This window comes from Pigmentiphaga sp. (genome assembly GCF_033795525.1).
In the GTDB taxonomy this organism is placed as follows: Bacteria; Pseudomonadota; Gammaproteobacteria; order Burkholderiales; family Burkholderiaceae_B; genus Pigmentiphaga.
In genome coordinates this window covers 1-18,904 of the sequence record NZ_JARYGM010000008.1, presented here as the reverse complement: position 1 = coordinate 18,904, position 18,904 = coordinate 1, and the positions used below count along the sequence as shown (strand labels likewise).

Here is an 18,904-nt window from a genome sequence, read left to right as displayed (position 1 = left end):
AAGGGGCCCCTCGCGCCTGCATGGGCGCGACAAGGCAGTGTGTTGAAAATGGATGAAGCGCCGGGCCGGCCGGTCAGCGGTCGGTCATTGCGCCGTCCTCCTCTTGGCCAATCCCGGGATCGGGCAGAAGCCGCTCGGCGCACGGCCACGCGCCGGCGTCCAGAAGCGAGATCGCTTCACGCCGTACGATGTCGAACACCCGGCTCACGGCGGCGCTGCCATCCGCCTTGAGGCTGTGGGCCAGATGTAGCTTCCAGCTCACCGATGGAGAAGAGAACGGAACCGACACCAGCCGTCCCTGCTCCACCGAATAGTTCCATGACGTACTCAGGCTGAGCAGCGCCATTCCCTGCCCGTACTCGACCATGCCGCGTATCGTCGACAAACCGTCGGCCTCGAACACGATGTTCGGGCGGAAACCATGCCCGGCGGCCAGCCGTTCGACCAGTACCCTCACCACATCCGGCTTGCGCGGGAGAATCAGCGGAAGCCGTGCGAGGTCCTGTACCGCACATGCCCTTGGCGGTCCGTCCAGGCCGAAATGCTGGTGAGCCAGGCCCGGCGACGAAAAAAGCACCAGGCGCTCCGACATGAACGGCAGCACGCGAAAGCCTGTACCCAGGTCCGGGTTGTAGGTCAGGCCGACGTCGGCCTCGCCGCGTACCATCCAGCCATGCACGTTGGCCGCCGTGCCTTCCAGCAATTGCAGGCGCACGCGCGGTATTTCCAGGCGGCATCGTTCGACGATCCGCGGCGCGATCAATCCCGCCGACCGTCTCGGCAGCGCGATACTGACCTCGCCCGCCGGCGTCTGGATGGCCGAACTCAAGTGCCGCTCCAGGTAGTTCGCCTCGTCGACCAGCGCCAGCGCTCGCTGCAGGAAGACCTGGCCGACAGGCGTCAACACCACGCCGCGGGCACGCCGTTCGAGCAGCGCGGCGCCGGTGCGCTGCTCGAGGCGCCGGACCCGCTTGCTCAGCGCCGACTGCGCAATGCACAGCTCCACGGCGGCGCGGGAAAAGCTGCCCCGCTCCGCGACGGCGATAAAGGCTGACAAATCTTCAAAAAACAAGTCGACGCCCCTGAAGGAGTAAGCGCGCTGCCTGCGGCACGAAACGGCGCTAGCGCCGCTGGGCGCGGAATAGTCCCAGTTTCTCGAGAACGGGCTTGTCGGACACCTCCAGCATCTGCCCTTGTCCATCGGCCGACAGCGAAAACCCGGTCCAGCTCGGCACCGCGATGACATCGCCCCGCTTCCAGGCGATGTCCAGGTCGCCCACGCGCGCCACGCCCTGCCCCTGCGTCACCGCCAGAATGCGGCTGGCGGTATCGGCAGGAAATTCGACGTTCCTGCCCGGCGCCAGCCCGAGGTAGGAGATCTCCACGGTGGGAATATGCGCCTGCGTATCGAGCACCAGCCGGCGCAAGCCGCCGTGCTCCGGCTGGGCGGCCAGCTGCGGCCCCGTCCGCGCGGCAGGGAAATACCAGTCATGCTCGGCAGCACGGGAGTCGACGGGCTGGTAGCCCTGAGGATGCTCTTCGAAGAACATGGGTTCCAGCAAATGCACCAGGGGCACGTCGAGGAAGTCGATCCAATAGGCGTTCGCGCCGGCGCCCTCCTCGTTGTAATGGCTGTGCCAGCACCATCCGGGCGTCAGCAGGAAGTCGCCCGATTGCATGGGCAGCTCGACGCCATCGACCACCGTGTAGCAGCCCGGACCCGCATCCAGCACCAGCCGCATCGCGTTCGGACTGTGCCGGTGCGCCCGCGCGTACTCGCCCGGCTTGATCATCTGGTAGGCCGCCACCAGGGTGCGCACCGTATCGTAATCGTTGTCGCCCACGGGATTGAACAGCAGCGTGTTGCGCCGCTCGGCCAGCTCCGTCGAGATCCATTGGCCCGCCTGGTCGATGGCGGCGCGGCACACCTCGTAGCTCCAGTGCCGGGGCGTGAACTCGGTGCGAGGCTCGCGCCACAGCGACGGACGCTTTTTGTGCCAGCCCGGCGTCGCGTGCAGCGAGGCCAGGACCGGATAGATTTCTTCCAGGCTGGTGGTGGCGCTAATCCGGCCCAGGGCATCGGTATGGTCAGCCATGGCTCCTACTCCGCCCGGACGAACTCGTAGGGCTTTTCAAACACGACATTGGCGCCCTTGTCGCCCTGGACGACCTGCAGCGACATGCTGCCCACATGCGCCACGTCGATCTTGACCCGATCGCCGGGCAGGACCTTGTCCACCCCGGCCGGCGTACCGGTCGCGATGATGTCCCCGGGATACAGCGTCGAGGCCGAGGACGCGATCGACACCATATTGCGAATATCGACGATCAAGTCACGCGTATTGGCCTGCTGGCGCAACTCGCCGTTGACCCACAGCTTCATGTCGATGTTCGACGGGTCAGGCACTTCGTCGGCCGTGACGATCCACGGCCCGACCGGCGTAAAGGTGTCGTAGGACTTGCGGAACACGCGCTCTTCCCGCCCGCGGATCGTCATATCCATCAGGCAGGCATAGCCGAATACGTAGTCCAGCGCATCCTCCGGGGCGACCTGGCGCCCCTCCTTGCCGATGATCAGCGCGATCTCGCATTCGTGATGGATTTCGCGGCCAGACAAGGCTGGCAGCTCGATCGCATCCTGCGGCCCCGTCAGCGACGAGTTGGCCTTCAGGAAGTAGCCTTGCACGCTGGCAAGGCCCTTGGACGCCATTTCCTTGGCATGGTCGTGATAGTTGACCGGATAGGCCATCAGCTTGTTGGGCCACGGCACCGGGGTCTCCAGCCGGACGGCATCGACCGGCACGCCGTCGCTGGAAGCCAGCAGTGCTGCAAACGCCGCGCGGTGCTGCGAAAAATCGCGGATCAGGCGGTTGATACCCACCGGCGGCCATTCCTCGCCGCCGAACCGGTCGGTCACATCGACGACTTTGACGCCATCGGAAATACCCAGGCGTCCGTTGTTGAACCGCAGCACTTTCATGATCCAGGTCCCCTCGCAATGAATTTTCTGATGCGAGGGATTAAATCAGTGCCACCTTCCCGCCACAAGGTGCGAGATACGAGCCATCTCGAAAAGAGAAAGCTGGGTCGGATCTACTGGACCGTTACTTTCGCCTCCCTGACGACGCGGCTCCACTTGTCGATATCCGCCTTGATGATCGTGGCGAAGCGCTCCGGGCCGTTGGCCTCGGGGGCCAGGTACATCTCCTCCAGCCGCGCCGCGACGGCAGGGTCCTCGACAAAGGCCTTGAGCTCCTCGGCCAGGCGGTTGACGATCGCATCCGGCGTCTTGGCGGGCGCCAGCACGCCGAACCAGGGCTCGGCCACCAGTTCGCCCAGCCCCGCCTCGCGCGCCGTCGGCACCTCGGGAAACTGCGTCAGGCGGTTGCGCGAGGTCACCGCCAGCATCTTGACCTTCCCTTCCTTCGCGTAGGGGGCGGCATTGCCCAGCACCGTGACGAACATAGGGATCTGGCCCGCCAGCACATCGACCATGGCGGGCGCGCAGCCGCGATAGGGCACGTGGGTGATCTGGGTGCCCGCCGTCAGGTTCAGGAGTTCGCCGGCCAGGTGCAGGATCGTCCCGCTGCCGCAGGACCCGAAGGCCAGGCGGGAGTCCTTGGCCTTGGCGAGCTTGACCAATCCCTGCAAGTCATTGACCGGCACGTCCTTGCCCACCCCCATGACCACCGGCCCGCGCACGATAGTCGATACCGGCTTGAAGCCGCCGATGGCGTCGTACTCGACCTTGGTCTCGAAGCTGGCCTTCATCGACAACTGGTCGTTGGTGACCAGCAAGGTATAGCCGTCGGGCTCGGCCTGCTGCACGAACTGCGCGGCAAGGCCGCCTCCCGCGCCCCCCTTGTTCTCGACGACGAAGGGCTTGCCGAACTTCTCGCTCAGGTGCTGCCCGATGATGCGCGCCAGCTGGTCGGTGGTGCCGCCCGGCGCTGCCGCGGCGATCAGCCTCACGGGTTTTACCGGCCACGTTTCCGCCGCGCGCGCGGCGGGCGATGCAAGACATGCTCCCAACAGTACGAACGATATGAAATTGCGCACGGAACCGTCTCCTCATTCATTATTGTCGTGATGCACAGCATGGACTGCTACATGGCTCGCAACGCCGGCATGACTTCTTGCGCGAACAGCTCCTGGTTCTTCCGGGCCAGCTCGTTCGGAAGCGTGCCGAACTGCAGCATGGCGACGAAGTTGCCGAGCCCGGTCTCGCCATGCACGCCGCGGATCTTCTCGATCACGGTCCGCGGCGAACCGACGATGGCGGTGCCCTGGTCAATCAACTTTTCTATCGACTGCCGGCCTGTGCCCTGACCGAAACCGGTCCGGCCTATGGCCCGCTTGGCTTCCATGATCTTGCGCATCGATGCGGCTGAACTGTAACCCGGGGGCAGCAGCATTTCGGCGGTCAGGTTCAGGTAGTCATTGAACAATGCTTCCATCCCGGCCCGCGCTTGCGCGATGGCCTGCTCGTCGGTTTCGGCCACGTACACAGGCGCCGCCCAGCCAAGCTGGCCGGGCGCCGGGTCATAGCCGAAATCCTTGGCCTGTTTCCGGTATGCCAGCAGATTCTTGATCACGGTGTCCCGCGACGAAAACGTCACCAGGAGCGGATACTTCCGGCGCGGATCCGCCGCCCATTCGATAGTCTCCAGCGACCCCTGCGATGGCACCCAGATGGGCGGGTGCGGCTGCTGGTAGGGCCTGGGCCACGGATTGACGTACTTCAGCTCGTAGTGCTCCCCGGACCAGCTGAACGGCCCCGTTTCCGTCCAGGCCCGGATGATGAGGTCGTGGGCCTCGTGGAAGCGCTCGTGCGACTGCGTCGGATTGACCAGCGAGGAGTGGTATTCGGCACCTATCCCCCGCACGAAGCCGGCAATGATGCGGCCGCGCGACATGCAGTCGAGCATCGAGAACTCTTCCGCAATGGTGAGCGGATTGCTGACCAGGGGAAGCGCCCGACCGAGGATGGCAATCTTGACTTTTTTCGTGCGCTGGATGAGCGCGCTGGCAATCAGGTTCGGCGCCGGCATCAGCCCATAGGCGGTCTGATGGTGCTCGTTGACGCAAATGCCGTCGAACCCTAGGTCTTCCGACTGCGCCAGCAGATCGATGTAGCTTTCGTATTCGTATGCGCCCTTCTCCGGATCAAAGAAACTGTTGGGCAGGGCGACCCAGACGGAGCGATATTGCTTGGACGCGGGAATATCGAGCGGCCGGTAGGGCATCAGGGAGAAGTTGAGGATCTTCATGCTTGGACACCGTCGATAAAGCTGGAAAGGAGTTCCACCGTTTCTCCCGGCCGCTCCACGAGCGGCATATGCCCGCAATCGGGAATCAGGTCGATACGCTCGAAGCCCAGGCCCCGTTGCCACTCGTCGGCCAGCGCAGGGGGGAGGATCTTGTCCTCGGTTCCCCAGATCAGCTGGGTAGGTACCGAGATCCGGTGCAGCCAGTGCTTGAGGCCTGGATTGTGCAAGCGCGGCGACCATGCCAACCGGGCAAACGCGACCTTGTTCCTGATGGCGATGTCGGCATCGGCAGTGGCGGCGCTCGCGCGGGCGGACTCGATGCATGCCGGGTCGTGATAAGAATTGGCCAGCAACTCCTCGTCATTCCAGATGAAGACATCGCCGGTCTCGACACCGCTCGCCGCGACCCCTGCGGGCGCGATCAACGACAGGCTGCGGATATGGGAGCAGTTCCTGACGGCCAGCTCGGCCGCGATCCACCCGCCGATGGAATGCCCCACCAAATGGATGCCCCCCGAAGTGCCGACAAGCTGGTCGAACAGGTCCAGGTAGCACATCGCCACGTCGCCCACGGTCCGGACCCGTGCGGCATCGCCGGAAAGCCCGAACCCCGGATGGTCGGGCACGACCAGCTCGTACCGCTCGGCCAGGCTCCGGAACGCCGGCCCCCAGCTCCGTATGCCGCCCGCGCCATGCAGGAACACCACTTTCCTGCCGGTTCCGGTGCGGCGCACATGCATCGTCACGCCATGCACATCGATATTCGTGCCTAGTTCCATAGTCTTGTCCGCTGAGGTTATGCGAGAAGGCCCACGGGCGCGCTGGCCGCCGACGCCAAGGCGCGCCGTGCCACCTGCTGCCCGACCGTGCGCAGCTGCTGCGCCACGGCCTCGTCCAGGCATCCGCCGCCCGCATCGAACAATTTCTGGCTGGTATTGATGACGGCGCCAAAGGGAGTGGGCCAGCCCCTGAGCGCATGGACGATGGAGCGCAGGTTGGCCAGGGCCGACGAGGCGCCCTGCCAGCCGCCGCCGCAGCTGATCACGCCGACCGGGACCTCGTCCAGGTAAGGTCTTTCGTGGGCCCTGAGGTCCTCGACGTAATCGAGCGCGTTCTTGATGAGCCCGGAGATTCCACCGTGATACGAGGGACTGGAAATGATGACGCCGTCGGCATGGCGCAGCGCCTCGATCAACCGGGCGGCCGACGGCGTCCTTTTCAGGTCCGAGGGGCAATAGAGTGGCAGTTCGAGGGCCGCACCGCTGAACTGCAGCACCTCGGTCCCACATTGCTCGGCAGCCGCCAAGGCCAGCCGCAACGCACACTCGGAAGAGGATGGCGAGCGCAGCGTCCCGCCTATCCCCACGATCAACGGTCTTGAATCCATCATGCCTCCGCCACCCGGCCGCGGCCCGCGCCGCTGCTTTGCCGGATCGATATGGGGGCATGCTACGGACGCCTCCATAGCCGGGCAATGAGCCCCCTTCGATAAGCGTTATCGAGCTGATCGATAACCGGGGTGCTCAGTCCCCGGTAAACAGGCGTGCGATGGTCTCGCGCAGCCAGCGGCAGCCCGGGTCGTCATGCGACCGTTCGTGCCAATGCTGGCGGATGGCATAGCGTGGCGACGGGAAGGGCAGCTCGACCCGCCGGATGTCTCCCGTCCCCTGCTCGAACGCCTCGGCCATGCTGACCGGAACGATGGAAATCAGGTCGCTGCTTCCCACGATGAAAGGCACCGCCATGTAGTGCGGCGTCACGATGAGGGCTGGCCGCGCCAGCCCCCTCTGCTTCAAGGCATCGTCCACCACGTCTACGCTGCGGCCTTCGGGCTTGACCACCACATGCCACTCGCTACCCAGGGATGCCAGATCGAGCGCTGCGCCGATACGCGGATGGCCGCGCCGGACGATGCAGGTGTAGCGATGTTCGAACAGCCGCTGCTGGTAGACGCCGGCCGCCTTCAAGTTGGGAAAATAGCCCACCAGCAAATCCACCGCGCCCGCCATCAAGGCGCTCTCGGCTTCGGCCCGGTCGATCTCCACGGTCTTGATCCGCACCCCGGGCGCCTCCACCGAAAACGCCTTGATCAGCTTGGGCAGGAAGTTCAGCTCCGCGATGTCGCTCATCTGTAGCGTGAAGGTCCGCGAACTGGTCGCCGGATCGAAGCGCTCGCGCCCGATCACGCGGTGCTCGAGAATGCCGAACGCATCGGCAATGGGTCCGGCCAACTCGCAGGCCAGCTTGGTCGGCTGGACGCCGGTCGTGGTCTTGGTGAACAAGGGATCGCCGAAATGGCGCCGCAGCTTGGCCAGGTCGTAGCTGACCATGGATTGGCTGCGGCCCAGCCTGTCGGCGGCCTTGCTGACGCTGCGGCAATCGAAAACGTGCTTGAAAACGAGCAGTAGATTCAGGTCGATGTTTTCGATGCCGGGTTTCATTGGCTCCTCTATTCTTCTTTCTTCTTGTAGCGGTTCGCGATCCGGAAGGCGGCCAGCGCCGCCACCGTCAAGCCTATCTGCGTGACCGCGCAGGCTATGGCCGGATCGGAACCATAGCCTACCAGCCGGGTTCCGAGCGCGCCCACTGCCATTTGCCCGAACCCGTACAGCCCCGCCGCCGACCCCGTCAGCCCGGGCGCCGCGGACAGGGAGCGGGACAGCGCCGCCGGACTGGCCATGCCGCATCCCACCGTAAGCGTAAAGGTCAGGCCGATCAGTATCGGCACATTCAGCCAGCCCATGGACTGCACCACCAGGAACAGCACGGCCATGGACAGGCTGAGCCCCGCCCCCAGATAAAGAAACCGTTCGGTTGGCAAGCGCCCGACCAGGCGCCGCGTAAGCGTGGATCCCAGGCTGGCGCCGACTATGGTCACCGCCGCGAACCAGCCGATTTGCGATATGGCCAGGCCGAGTTGCCCATGGACGATATAAGGCGCGGTGGCCAGGTACGGATAAAGCGCCATGCTGGAACACGCGCCGCCGACCATGAACCCCAGGAATCGCCTGTTGTTCACCAGCCGGCCGTAATCCGTCGCGATCTTGCCGAATGCCAGGGAAGAGCGATTCAGGTTGGTTTCCGGCAGGAGACGCCAGGCGCACAGCACCATCACGCTGGCAATGGCCACCAGGAAAATATAGATGGCGCGCCAACCGAAATGATCCGCCAGGAACGACCCCACGATCGGTGCCAGCCCCGGCCCCACCAGCGTCAGCAGATTCAATAGCGCCAGATCCTTGGTGGCGCGTTCCGGCGTGGAGATATCCCGCACGATGGACCTGCCCAGCGCAATGCCCGCAGCCCCGCCCAGTGCCTGCGCCAGGCGCGCGATCAATAGCCATTCGAGCGACGTGGCAAACAACGCGAACACGCTCGAGACCAAGTACAGGACCAGCCCCACCAGCAGCGTGGGCCTGCGCCCGATGGTGTCCGACACCGGCCCGTAGATCAGCTGCCCGAACGCCAGGCCCAGCACATAAAGCGTAATGGTCTGCTGCATGCCGGAAGGACTGGCCCCGAGGTCCTCCCCCGCCAACGGCAGCGCCGGCATGAAAATGTGCATGGCCATGGTGCCGCTCAGGGTCACCAGCACCAGCAGCCACAACGGCGCGCGGATGGAGGGCGAAGAAGCTTGTTCGGAGGTTGTCATGGAGGTATCCCGGCCTACAGCGTGTCGAACCGACGGGCGATTTTTTCCAGGGCCAGGCGGGTCATCCGCAGCTCGTCGGCGGTCAGGTCGGCGAGTATGCGTTGTTCGATCTCCATGCTGCGGGCCAGGATCCGCTCCGCCAGCAAGCGCCCCTGCGGCGTCAGCCGGATCGCCTTCGCGCGGCGATCGTCTTCCGCGGCCTCCCACTCGATCAACCCCATTTGCCGCAGTTGCGACAGGATCCGCACCAACGACGACTTCTCCAGCGAAAGCGTTTCGGCCAAGTCCTTCTGGCGCACTGCCGGGGCCTTCGATTCATACAGGGCAAGCAAGGGCGCGCGTGTCGCGTCCGACAGCCCCATTTCCTTGAATTCCTGGTCGACCGAGCGGCGCCATTTTCGATAGACGGCGCCGACCAGGCGGCCCAGGCGGGCGCGGACGTGCTCGTCCTGGACAGGAGATAATGAATTAGGTTGCATGCAAACTATTCTGCCGAAAAAATAGTTCGTATGCAACCTAATCAGGAATGAAGCGGCCGACCCGGCGCGGGCCGGCCAAGCCCCTACGCAAAAGACTAGGCCCCGAATGCGGCCTGGATGTCTTCCTCCGAGGCGCCTGTCGCCAGCAACAGCGACAACAGCAGGCGGGCCTTGCTTGCCGGCAGACTTCCTGCCGGCAACAGTCCGCGGGCAAGCAGGTCGATCTCGGACCCGGCGAACCCGTAGGTGCGCGTGAATCCCGGGCCCGCTGGCACTCGGGTCGCCAGCACCACCGGCATGCGGCCGGCAAGCATGGCCAACGCCTCTACCGCCTTCTCCGGCACGTGCCCGGCGCCCATGGCTTCGACAACCGCTCCGCCATAACCCAGATGCTCCAAGGTCGCGGCGATACGCGCGTCTTCATCCAGCCCCACGGATAGCTGCGCTACGGGCACCCATTCGGGCTCGGCCGGGTCCGCCATCCGGGCCAGGATCGACTGGACACGATGGCGGACGGGCCGGCAACCTATCCGCGCCTGCCCTTCGGCCACGAGTCCCAGGGCGCCGGCGCCGGGCGACATGAAGGCACTGGGCAGCGCAGTGTGCGACTTCTTCGCCAGGCGGGCGGCATGGATTTCGTCGTTCAAGACCACCAATACGCCACAATGCGCGGCATCCGCGCTCGCCGCAACGGTCACGGCGGCGAGCAGATTGGCGGGGCCATCCGCGCCCGGTGCCTGCGGGCCGCGCATGGCGCCGGTCACGACGACCGGCCGTTCCAAGTCGAGCAGCACGTCCATGACAAAAGCCGTGTCTTCGATGGTGTCCGTGCCCTGCACCAGTACGGCGCCAGCGAACTCGCCGGCGCCCAGCCTCTGCCGCAACAGCTGGGCGACCTGCCACAAATGCCCCAGGGTCAGCGACGCACCCGGCAACATGAACGGCGTCGCCACCTCGATCCTGGCCACTTGCTCCAGCTGCGGCACGGCCTTCACCAATTGCGCACCATCGAGCGTGGGACGAATGCCCGCGCCGTCGTCCGCAGTCATGGTAATGGTGCCGCCCAGGGTTACCACCAGCACACGCGGCAAGGTCATTTTTCCTCCGGCTGCTGCGCGTTGAACCAATCGAGGATCTGTTCGCCCGTCCACACCAGGACGCCTTCGTGGGACAGCACGTGGTCGTAGAGCTGTTCCAGGTAGCCGATGCGATGCGGTACGCCGCTCAGGTAGGGATGAACGGAAATCGCCATGATGCGCGGCGTATCCGCGCCGTCCTGGTACAAACGATCGAAGTGCGCCTTGCCCCGGCGCAGCATTTCGTCCGACGGATGCTGCTGGACGGCAGAAATCACCACATCGTTGAGTTCCACGGTATAGGGAATCGACGTCATCGGCCCCTTGGCGGAACGCAAGCGGACGGGCTGGTCGTCCAGGACCCAGTCCGCGACGTACTCGATGCCGCACTCGGCCAGATAGTCGACCGTGTCGTCGGTTTCGGTCAGGCCCGGGCTCTCCCAGCCGCGGGGCGCCTTGCCGGTAAAGCGGCGGATCTCGTCGATGGTTTGCCGTATGGCGGCAGGCTGGTCCTCGACCTTGTGCATCGGGCGCTGCACGAGGCCATGTCCCATGAACTCCCACCCGGCGTCCCGCGCCGCGGTGCAGACCTCCTCGTAACGGCGGATGGCCGCGCCGTTGAGCGCAAAGCTGGCCGGCATCGAACGCTTGCGCAAGGCGTCGAGGATGCGCCAGAAGCCCACCCGCATACCGTATTCATGCCAGGCCCAGTTGGGAACGTCCGGCAGCATGGGCGCGCCCATGGGCGGGGAAAGCACGGCCCGCGGCATGGCTGCGGTCGGCTCCCAGACTTCGACGTTGACAATGTTCCAGAGGACGACACGCGCGTCGCCCGGCAGGGCCAGGCGGGGACGACGCACGATGGACTGGTAGGGTGCGCGAGCCAGGACGCTCGAGCCTATGGATTGGGTCATGATGCGCTTTGCTAGGAGGAGTCACTCAGACCCCGCATCATCTGCAGCCCGCCCGCCCAGGTCAACAGCATCGGCCTGAAGTTCCATATAGTGGACACGCATGGAGGACCGGATCGGGCGCACTGCCGACCCGCCCAACCGTGATCCGGAATCCGCACACCGGGGCCCGGCGTTGGTGCGCGACGCACCGCCATGCATACCAAGAGTTCCAAATAGCGAAACAATCGACGAATGTATTGACGGTGAAAATTGCCGACTTATAGAGTGGGTCCGGACCATTCCGCCCTGACGGGCGATCCATCCACCGCCCTGGTTCACAATCATGAAAATAGCCACTATCTCGCTCGCCTGCTCGCTGTTCTGCGCGACCACCCTCGCCCCTGCTTCCGCGCAAACCCAACCGTATCCTTCCAGGCCCATCACCGTCGTCACCGGCTTTCCGCCGGGCGGCATTTCCGACGTGCTCGCCCGGGCGCTGGCGGCGCGGCTGTCGGTTCAGATGGGCCAGAGCGTCATCGTCGAAAACCGGCCCGGCGCCGGCACGACCATCGCCTCGGCCTACGTCGCCAAGGCCGCGCCGGACGGCTACACCTTGCTGTTCCAGGACATGACCACGCATGCCATCAATGCCGAGGCCTACAAGCGCTTGCCGTTCGATGCGCTGAACGATTTCAGCCTGGTCAGCCTCGTCGCCTCGACACCGTTGATGATGGTCTCGAGCCTGGGCTCCAAGGCCGGCGACGTCAAGTCGCTGGTCGAACTGGCCAAGAAAAACCCCAACCAGGTAAGCTATGCCTCCTCGGGCAACGGCACCATCATGCATCTCGCCGGCGAGTCCTTCAAACAGGCCATGGGCATCGATTCGCTGCACGTGCCCTACAAAGGAGGCGCGCCCTCGGTGCAAGCCGTGGTGGCCGGCGAAGTCACCTATAGCTTCTTGAGCATGCCGCCGGCGGTCAGCCAGGCGAAAGCCGGCAAAATCCACGCGCTGGCGGTGACAACGGCCAAGCGCGTCGCCGCGATGCCCGACGTACCCACTTTCAAGGAACAGGGCATACCCTTGGAAATCGTGTTGTATAGCGGCCTGATCGGCCCCAAGGGCATGCCGACCGCCGTCGTTTCCCGCTTGAACGAGGAGGTCAGGAAAGCGCTCGAATCGCCGGAGATGAAGCAGACCCTGGCCAACGCCGGCGCCGACGCCCTGGCCAGCACACCCGCGGAGTTCGACAGGCTGTTGAAATCGCAGGCCACCGCCATGGCGCAGGCAGTCAAGCTCGCCAACGTCACGCTAGATTGAAAAACGCCAGATCCATATCCGCGCCGACGACCATCGATGTGCATGGCGCCCAGACCATCAGCCGCGCGGTCCGGGCCTTGCAGATCGTGGCGGCTCACGCGCCCGAAGGCGTACGCCTGGTGGACGTCGCCCGCGAACTGGCCCTGCAGCGGCCGACCGCGCACCGGCTGCTCAAAGCGCTGACGATCGAAGGACTGTTGCAACAGGACGACCGCTCGCGCCGCTATACCCTCGGACCGCTACTGTTCGAACTGGGTATTTCGGCAACGCACCAGTTCAACCTGAAGGAGGTGTGCCAGCCGGTGTGCGACTGGCTGGCGGAGCAGACAGGCGACACGACCTTCCTGTTCCTGCGCAGCGGCTATGACGCCGTCTGCATATCCCGCACCCAGGGCCCCTACCCGATCCAGACACCGTCGGTGCCGCTGGGCAGCCGCCAGCCGCTCGGCGTCAGCGCCGGAGGACTCGCGCTGCTGGCGGCGCTGCCGGAAGCCGAGATCGAAACGGTCATCCAGGCCGTCGCCCCTCGCCTGGGCGCCTATGGCGATCTCGACGCGGACGAACTGCTGGAACTGGTCGGCCTGGCCCGTCTTTCCGGATACGCCGTCACGGGCAATCATGCGGCGCCCGGCGTGCGCGCCATCGGCCTGCCCATCTATAACGCCGTGCGCAGCCCCATAGCGGCCCTTGCCGTCGCCACCACGCAAGCGCGCATGACCGATGAACGCATCCACAGCATTCTGCCAAAACTGAAAACCGCAGCCCGGGAAGTCACACGCCTGCTGCGCCAATGACCGACACATGAACCGCTACCCCACACCCAACCTCGCCGCGCGTGCCGACAAGGCCATGGCGCGCAACATGACGCTGCTTGCCCACCATGAGCTGCAAGGCTATGGCGGCCTGGGCGAAGGCATCGCCATGCAACAGTGCGCCGACGGCCGGCGCATCCTATGGCTGGCGCACGAGGCCGCGCCGAAGAACTTCACCGGCGTCGACGTCACCGACCCGCGCGCACCCCGCGTGATCGTCCAGACCGAACTTCCGCACATGAAGGTACGTTCGAACTCGCTGGAAATCAGCGGCGACCTCATGGCCGTGGCCTACCAGACCCAGTCGCCGGGCATGACACCCGCCGGCTTCGACCTGTTCGACATCAGCAAGCCGGAGTCGCCCCGCCTGGTCTCGCATTTCGACTGCTCGGGGCCGCATTCGCGGGGCGTGCATGCGCTATGGTTCGTCGACGGGCAGTTCGTCCACCTGGCCTCTGGCGCGCCCGACTTCGAGCCGCGCAATCCGCTGGACGACCAGTTCTACCGCATCATCGACGTGCGCGAGCCCTCGCGCCCGGTGGAAGCCGGCCGCTGGTGGCTGCCGGGCACCCGTGTCGGAGACGCCGCCGAAGCACCGGCCCGCCTGCCAAAGCAGTTCGACACCGGCTTTCGCGTGCACAACACCAACGTCTTTCCCGAACGGCCCGACCGCGCCTATATCGGCTATATCGACGGGGGCTCGATCGTGCTCGACATCTCCGACATGAGCGCCCCCCGTGTCGTGTCGAGCTGGAACCATTCGCCGCCTTTCAACGGCTTCACCCATACGGTACTGCCGCTGTTCAGCCGCGACCTCTGGATCGTGAGCGACGAATGCGTCCAGGACAATGGCGCCGACTGGCCCAAGCTCGTCTGGGTCGTGGACGCCCGCAACGAAGCGAACCCGGTCCCGATCGGCACCTTCCCCGCACCGCCCGTCGAGGCCTTCGCGCGGCGCGGCGGCCGCTTCGGCGCCCACAACCTGCACGAGAACCTGCCGGCGCCCTGCTCGTTCCGCTCCGACCACATCATCGTCGGCACCTTCTTCAACGCCGGCGTGCGCGTCTACGACACCAGCAATCCCTGGCAAGTGCAGGAACTGGCCTACTATGTACCGGCGGCGCCGCCGCTTTCGCCCGTCGGAGCGATCCAGCTCAACGACGTCTACGTCGACGACCGCCGTCTCGTCTACACGGTAGATCGCTTCTGCGGCGGCCTCTATATTCTCGAAATGAACATCGGATGAATTCGCCCCTGAACGCTGGCTCGCCCGATCCGATGGCGGGCCGCTTTCCCCTCACCCTGGTGACGGGTTTCCTCGGCAGCGGCAAGACCACGATGCTCGCGCGGCTGCTCACGCATCCGTCGATGCAGAACGCTGCGGTGGTCATCAACGAAATCGGCGAGATCGGCATCGACCACGATCTGGTCTCGTTCTCTTCCGAAAACGTATCGGTGCTCGCCAACGGCTGCATTTGCTGCACCGTGCGGACCGACCTCCAGGAAACCCTGCGCGAACTGTTCGGACAGCGCCGGGCCGGCGCCATTCCAGACTTCGACCGCGTCATCGTCGAAACCACCGGCCTGGCCGATCCGGCGCCAGTCGTGCAGACGCTGCTTAGCGATACGATGCTGTCCGCCCACTTCCGGCTGGACGGCATCGTCACACTGGTCGACGCGGTCAATGGCAGGCAGCAGCTGGAAGAGTTCGCCCAGGCGGTCAAGCAAGTCGCACTGGCCGACCGCATCTTGCTCACCAAGACCGACCTGGCCACGGCCGGCGACACGGCTTCGCTGGAACAGACGCTGCGGGCAATCAACGCAAGCGCCGGCGTGCTGCACGTCCAGCATGGGCAAGTGGAACCCGGGCAACTGACGGGACTGGGACTGGCCAGTGCCCGTCTTTCCCCTCAGACCTTGAGTTTCCTGGGCGCGGCGCTGGATGCGCCGGGCGATCCGGACGACGCCGACGGCAAGCCGCTGCGCCCCCACCTGCAGGACATCCGCACGATGTCGCTGCGGTTCGACGAACCCTTTACATGGCCCGCCGTCACCAGCGCCATGGAAATGCTCAGCGCGCTGCGCGGCCCCGACCTGCTGCGCATGAAAGGCATCCTCAACGTCGAGGGGAACCCAGTCGTCGTCCAATGCGTCCAGCACATCTTCCATCCCGCCGTACCGCTGGATCGTTGGCCCGACGAAAACCGTCAGTCCCGCCTCGTCTTCATCACGCGGGCCATCGAGCCAGCCGCACTGGAGGCGGTATTCAAGGCGGCACAGGCGCTGGCACGCAACGCCCGATGAAAGCCGGGCATCACCCGCGCCCCTCGAGCCTGTGGGTAAGGTGGAACGCCAGGTACTCCACCAGTGCCTGCAAGCCGAAAGGCATGGGATTCAAGCGGCGGTAGAACAGATAAATGGCGCGCGGATCGGCCACCCTATAGTCGGGTAGCACTTCCATGAGCTCTCCCTTGACCAGATCCTCCCGCACCAGGAAGTTCGGCAGGCGGCCGATGCCCACCCCCTCGCGCGTCATGGCATAGACGGCGCGCGCAAAGCCACCGAAGTTGCCGGATACCGCCACCGGTTCTATTTTTCCGTTGACCTCGAACAACCACTTTTCGCGAGCCGCGCCCGAAGGCCCGACATTCAGGCAGTTATGGCGGGCCAGGTCTTCGGGATGCTGCGGCGTGCCGTAATCTTCCAGGTAGCCCGGGGTGGCGCAGAGCACCCACGGATTATCCCCCAGCCGCTGGCTGACATAGTTGGGCAAAGGCGCCCCGGCGGCGCGAACCACGAGATCCGCGCCGTCCGACTCGGCGGTTTCCACCCGGTCGCCCACCATCATGTTGATGCGCACGCGGGGATAGCGGCGCAGGAACTCCGGCAGCAAAGGGAGGATGTGGCCTTCGGAAAAACCGACATTGCAGCTCAGGCTGACCTCTCCCTCCGGATCGTTGGAGAGGTGGCGCACGCCGTGCTCCAGGGAAGCGAGCTCTGCCACGAGCATGCGCGCGCGTTCCAGGTAGTGCTTGCCGGCAGGCGTCAGCAGCAGCTTCCGCGTCGAACGCTGGATCAACTGCACCTTCAACCTGGCCTCCAGCTGGGCAATGCGCTTGCCCACCGCCGAAGGCGTCAGCTTGTGAACGGCCGCCGCGGCGGCAAAGCTTCCGCGCTCGGCGACCGTGACGAAAAGCTGGATATCGTAGGTGTGGTCCATGAGCATCCCGGCCGCTCATGCAGGCGCTCCCACAAGGGGAGGAATGTTCGCCGGCGGCGCAAGGCATTCTAGCAACACGCCGCCAGCCGGGAACCGGACCGCCTGCGCCGGCTATTGCGGCGTAACGCCTACCTTGCGCAGGATCTCGCTCCAACGCTGGGTGTCGGCCTGGACCTGCTTCTCCAGGGCCTCGGGATTGCCTTGGCCGTCCATCACGAACGTGCCCAGGCCCGCCATGCGTTCCCGGAATGCCGGGTCGGCTTGCGCAGCCTGCAAAGCGGCGGCGAGCTTCTCCACCACTGCCGGCGGCGCGCCGCGCGGCGTCCAGAGGCCATGCCAGATGCCCATCTCGAAATCCTTCAGCCCGGCTTGCTGCATCGTCGGCACATCGGGGATCTCCGGCAGCCGCTTTTCTGTCGTCACCGCAAACGTCTTCACCGGCAGGCCCGGGGTATAGCCGGACACGCAGGCCGCATCGACGCGCTTGCCCAGCACATCGTTCATGGCCGGGCCCGTTCCCTTGTAGGGAATGGACTGGAAGTCCGCGCCGATGGCATTCATGACCAATACCGAGCACAGATGCGATGCCGAGCCCACTCCGGCATTGGCCATCGAGATCCCGCCCGGATGCTTGCGCGCATAGTCGACGAACTCGCGGAAATCCTTTACAGGCAAGTCCTGGCGGCCGTGCAGCAGCATCGGCATGGTGGCGACCAGGCCCACCGGCGCGAAGTCTTTTACCGGGTCATAAGGGAGCTTGGCATACAAGGCCGGCCCGGTCGTAATGCCTATATGCGCCAGCAGCACCGTATAACCGTCGTTGGCGGCATTTGCCACGCGCGCCGCGCCTATGGTCCCGCCGGCGCCGCCCGCATTCTCGACCACGACGGTCTGGCCCAGCGGCCCGCGCATGGCCTCCGCCAGCGAACGCGCCACCGCATCCGAGGGCCCGCCCGCGGCAAAGGGCACCACCATGGTGACGGGTCTAGTGGGGTAGGCATCCTCCGCCGACGCGGCGGGCACCCCCGCTACAGACAACAGGCCCAGGACAAAAGGTAGAAAGCGAAAACGCAGCGTCATAGAAAGATCACCTGGAAAAGTAGTTGAGATTCGCGCACCGTGGCCCCCCGCGGAGCCCATGGGCATTCTTGTTTGTCACGACGACTCCAGGAAAGCGCGCAGCTGGGCCGTATAGGCGTCCGCCCGCGTCTGGGGAGGGAAATGGCCTCCCGAAAGCCGGACCAGACGCGCACCTGGAACTTGCGCCGCCAGCCGCTCCGAATGATGAAAAGGCACGATCTGGTCGTCGTCGGACCCCACGACCAATGCCGGCACCGCAATCCGCCCCAGCTCGCTGGCGCGGGAGTACGTCAGCAGCATGTCGATGCGCTCGGCCACCACGGCGTTCGCCGCGTCGTCATCCCGGGCCGCATCGCCCGCCGAAGGTGGCGCGTAAGCCTCGTACTCGGCAGCGGGATAGGCCAGCAAGTTGCCGAGCGTCTTGTAGGCGGACATGCCACCTTTCGCCAGCACCTCCTGGCGCAGGCGGAAAAGCTCCCGGAAGCGGCGGTCCGGCTCGGCCCAGGTGCAGCTCAGCACGATCTTGTCGATAGCCGCCGCATGATCGAGCGCCAATGCCTGGGCAACGAGCCCGCCGGTGGAATGGCCGACGACGGAGTACCGCTCGAACCCCAGCGTGCCGGTCAACGTCACCACCGCCGTGACCAGCTGTTCGATCGATGGACGGCCGCTCGCCACGCTACGGCCGGTACCCGGATGGTCGAACGCAATGACCGTGAACGACGCCTGCAGCCGTTCCATGACCGGCCGCCAAAAACTGCCTATCCCGCCCAACCCGGCCACCAAGACCACGGCCGGACCGCTTCCCAAACACTCGTAATGCAGCACTCGACACTCCCGTTCCATCGGCGCCCGAGCGAAGAGGGCCGCGTCAATATCGGGATAGATGCGTCTCGCCGCTTGGGCCAACCAAAAAGCTTAGGCGCATTTTCTAGCGTTTTTTTCTCGAATGACGTATCCGGGTGTTGGTGAATCGGAGTGGTGGGAGCCGAGCCGCGTGGCGTCCGGGCCAGCAGTAAGCGCGGGTGGTAATCCCCCCATTTTTAGCGTTTGCCAGAAGTAGGAACGCTATGCGGCCATGGCGAGCCGCTGTTTGGGGGTAAA

19 protein-coding genes are annotated in these 18,904 nt (G+C 65.2%); 4 read left to right on the top strand and 15 right to left on the bottom strand.

Annotation, left to right across the window (positions count from 1 at the left end; all coding sequences use genetic code 11):
* Window positions 1-73 precede the first annotated feature (73 nt).
* The 12 genes from QHC78_RS16455 to QHC78_RS16400 form a co-directional block, all read right to left on the bottom strand.
* Window positions 74-1,072, bottom strand: coding sequence for a LysR family transcriptional regulator (locus QHC78_RS16455; protein ID WP_319746439.1), 999 nt, complete (start codon window positions 1,070-1,072; stop codon window positions 74-76).
* A gap of 49 nt (window positions 1,073-1,121) precedes the next feature.
* Window positions 1,122-2,096, bottom strand: coding sequence for a cupin domain-containing protein (locus tag QHC78_RS16450; RefSeq protein ID WP_319746437.1), 975 nt, complete (start codon window positions 2,094-2,096; stop codon window positions 1,122-1,124).
* Window positions 2,097-2,101: 5 nt separating this feature from the next.
* Complete coding sequence (locus QHC78_RS16445; protein ID WP_319746436.1) at window positions 2,102-2,980, bottom strand: fumarylacetoacetate hydrolase family protein; 879 nt, start codon at window positions 2,978-2,980, stop codon at window positions 2,102-2,104.
* 113 nt (window positions 2,981-3,093) lie between these two features.
* Window positions 3,094-4,059 carry a Bug family tripartite tricarboxylate transporter substrate binding protein gene (locus QHC78_RS16440; protein ID WP_319746434.1) on the bottom strand — a complete coding sequence of 322 codons (966 nt, stop codon included), beginning with the start codon at window positions 4,057-4,059 and terminating at the stop codon, window positions 3,094-3,096.
* Window positions 4,060-4,106: 47 nt separating this feature from the next.
* On the bottom strand, window positions 4,107-5,270 hold the full coding sequence (locus tag QHC78_RS16435; RefSeq protein ID WP_319746432.1) for an LLM class flavin-dependent oxidoreductase: 1,164 nt from the start codon (window positions 5,268-5,270) through the stop codon (window positions 4,107-4,109).
* The gene (locus QHC78_RS16430; protein WP_319746430.1) at window positions 5,267-6,049 is read right to left on the bottom strand and encodes an alpha/beta fold hydrolase; all 783 of its coding nucleotides are present in this window, start codon (window positions 6,047-6,049) and stop codon (window positions 5,267-5,269) included. Before QHC78_RS16430 ends, QHC78_RS16435 begins: the two co-directional genes overlap by 4 nt.
* 17 nt (window positions 6,050-6,066) lie before the next feature.
* Window positions 6,067-6,660: an NADPH-dependent FMN reductase gene (locus QHC78_RS16425; protein WP_319746428.1), complete on the bottom strand. Its 594-nt coding sequence runs from the start codon at window positions 6,658-6,660 to the stop codon at window positions 6,067-6,069.
* A gap of 133 nt (window positions 6,661-6,793) precedes the next feature.
* Entirely contained in the window at window positions 6,794-7,711 is a 918-nt protein-coding gene (locus QHC78_RS16420; protein ID WP_319746426.1) for a LysR family transcriptional regulator, read from the bottom strand.
* Window positions 7,712-7,719: 8 nt separating this feature from the next.
* Entirely contained in the window at window positions 7,720-8,922 is a 1,203-nt protein-coding gene (locus QHC78_RS16415) for a multidrug effflux MFS transporter (RefSeq protein WP_319746424.1), read from the bottom strand.
* 14 nt (window positions 8,923-8,936) lie between these two features.
* The gene (locus tag QHC78_RS16410; RefSeq protein ID WP_319746422.1) at window positions 8,937-9,401 is read right to left on the bottom strand and encodes a MarR family winged helix-turn-helix transcriptional regulator; all 465 of its coding nucleotides are present in this window, start codon (window positions 9,399-9,401) and stop codon (window positions 8,937-8,939) included.
* A 95-nt stretch (window positions 9,402-9,496) separates the two neighbouring features.
* On the bottom strand, window positions 9,497-10,498 hold the full coding sequence (locus QHC78_RS16405) for an asparaginase (protein ID WP_319746420.1): 1,002 nt from the start codon (window positions 10,496-10,498) through the stop codon (window positions 9,497-9,499).
* Window positions 10,495-11,391: a polysaccharide deacetylase family protein gene (locus QHC78_RS16400; RefSeq protein WP_319746419.1), complete on the bottom strand. Its 897-nt coding sequence runs from the start codon at window positions 11,389-11,391 to the stop codon at window positions 10,495-10,497. The genes QHC78_RS16405 and QHC78_RS16400 overlap by 4 nt, the downstream gene beginning before the upstream one ends.
* A gap of 322 nt (window positions 11,392-11,713) precedes the next feature.
* On the opposite strand from QHC78_RS16400, the gene QHC78_RS16395 reads away from it, so the two are divergent.
* The 4 genes from QHC78_RS16395 to QHC78_RS16380 are packed head-to-tail and all read left to right on the top strand — an operon-like array spanning window position 11,714 to window position 15,804.
* Window positions 11,714-12,688 (top strand): Bug family tripartite tricarboxylate transporter substrate binding protein, encoded by a 975-nt coding sequence (locus tag QHC78_RS16395; RefSeq protein ID WP_319746417.1) that lies wholly within the window; start codon window positions 11,714-11,716, stop codon window positions 12,686-12,688.
* Complete coding sequence (locus QHC78_RS16390; RefSeq protein ID WP_319746415.1) at window positions 12,685-13,482, top strand: IclR family transcriptional regulator; 798 nt, start codon at window positions 12,685-12,687, stop codon at window positions 13,480-13,482. The genes QHC78_RS16395 and QHC78_RS16390 overlap by 4 nt, the downstream gene beginning before the upstream one ends.
* A 7-nt stretch (window positions 13,483-13,489) precedes the next feature.
* Window positions 13,490-14,746 (top strand): LVIVD repeat-containing protein, encoded by a 1,257-nt coding sequence (locus QHC78_RS16385; RefSeq protein ID WP_319746413.1) that lies wholly within the window; start codon window positions 13,490-13,492, stop codon window positions 14,744-14,746.
* Window positions 14,743-15,804 carry a CobW family GTP-binding protein gene (locus QHC78_RS16380; RefSeq protein ID WP_319746411.1) on the top strand — a complete coding sequence of 354 codons (1,062 nt, stop codon included), beginning with the start codon at window positions 14,743-14,745 and terminating at the stop codon, window positions 15,802-15,804. The genes QHC78_RS16385 and QHC78_RS16380 overlap by 4 nt, the downstream gene beginning before the upstream one ends.
* A 10-nt stretch (window positions 15,805-15,814) precedes the next feature.
* Here QHC78_RS16380 and QHC78_RS16375 read toward each other — a convergent pair whose 3' ends face one another.
* The 3 genes from QHC78_RS16375 to QHC78_RS16365 form a co-directional block, all read right to left on the bottom strand.
* Window positions 15,815-16,720 carry a LysR family transcriptional regulator gene (locus tag QHC78_RS16375; RefSeq protein ID WP_319746409.1) on the bottom strand — a complete coding sequence of 302 codons (906 nt, stop codon included), beginning with the start codon at window positions 16,718-16,720 and terminating at the stop codon, window positions 15,815-15,817.
* Window positions 16,721-16,831: 111 nt separating this feature from the next.
* The gene (locus QHC78_RS16370) at window positions 16,832-17,800 is read right to left on the bottom strand and encodes a Bug family tripartite tricarboxylate transporter substrate binding protein (protein WP_319746407.1); all 969 of its coding nucleotides are present in this window, start codon (window positions 17,798-17,800) and stop codon (window positions 16,832-16,834) included.
* A 75-nt stretch (window positions 17,801-17,875) separates the two neighbouring features.
* Window positions 17,876-18,646, bottom strand: coding sequence for an alpha/beta fold hydrolase (locus QHC78_RS16365; RefSeq protein WP_319746405.1), 771 nt, complete (start codon window positions 18,644-18,646; stop codon window positions 17,876-17,878).
* Window positions 18,647-18,904: the final 258 nt, after the last annotated feature.

Excerpts from the sequence above, each read along its gene's own strand:
- QHC78_RS16450 (WP_319746437.1), bottom strand. The coding sequence starts at position 2,096 with ATGGCTGACCATACCGATGCCCTGGGCCGGATTAGCGCCACCACCAGC.
- QHC78_RS16445 (WP_319746436.1), bottom strand. The coding sequence starts at position 2,980 with ATGAAAGTGCTGCGGTTCAACAACGGACGCCTGGGTATTTCCGATGGC.
- QHC78_RS16435 (WP_319746432.1), bottom strand. The coding sequence starts at position 5,270 with ATGAAGATCCTCAACTTCTCCCTGATGCCCTACCGGCCGCTCGATATT.
- QHC78_RS16430 (WP_319746430.1), bottom strand. The coding sequence starts at position 6,049 with ATGGAACTAGGCACGAATATCGATGTGCATGGCGTGACGATGCATGTG.
- QHC78_RS16425 (WP_319746428.1), bottom strand. The coding sequence starts at position 6,660 with ATGATGGATTCAAGACCGTTGATCGTGGGGATAGGCGGGACGCTGCGC.
- QHC78_RS16420 (WP_319746426.1), bottom strand. The coding sequence starts at position 7,711 with ATGAAACCCGGCATCGAAAACATCGACCTGAATCTACTGCTCGTTTTC.
- QHC78_RS16415 (WP_319746424.1), bottom strand. The coding sequence starts at position 8,922 with ATGACAACCTCCGAACAAGCTTCTTCGCCCTCCATCCGCGCGCCGTTG.
- QHC78_RS16410 (WP_319746422.1), bottom strand. The coding sequence starts at position 9,401 with ATGCAACCTAATTCATTATCTCCTGTCCAGGACGAGCACGTCCGCGCC.
- QHC78_RS16405 (WP_319746420.1), bottom strand. The coding sequence starts at position 10,498 with ATGACCTTGCCGCGTGTGCTGGTGGTAACCCTGGGCGGCACCATTACC.
- QHC78_RS16400 (WP_319746419.1), bottom strand. The coding sequence starts at position 11,391 with ATGACCCAATCCATAGGCTCGAGCGTCCTGGCTCGCGCACCCTACCAG.
- QHC78_RS16395 (WP_319746417.1), top strand. The coding sequence starts at position 11,714 with ATGAAAATAGCCACTATCTCGCTCGCCTGCTCGCTGTTCTGCGCGACC.
- QHC78_RS16385 (WP_319746413.1), top strand. The coding sequence starts at position 13,490 with ATGAACCGCTACCCCACACCCAACCTCGCCGCGCGTGCCGACAAGGCC.
- QHC78_RS16380 (WP_319746411.1), top strand. The coding sequence starts at position 14,743 with ATGAATTCGCCCCTGAACGCTGGCTCGCCCGATCCGATGGCGGGCCGC.
- QHC78_RS16375 (WP_319746409.1), bottom strand. The coding sequence starts at position 16,720 with ATGGACCACACCTACGATATCCAGCTTTTCGTCACGGTCGCCGAGCGC.
- QHC78_RS16370 (WP_319746407.1), bottom strand. The coding sequence starts at position 17,800 with ATGACGCTGCGTTTTCGCTTTCTACCTTTTGTCCTGGGCCTGTTGTCT.
- QHC78_RS16365 (WP_319746405.1), bottom strand. The coding sequence starts at position 18,646 with ATGGAACGGGAGTGTCGAGTGCTGCATTACGAGTGTTTGGGAAGCGGT.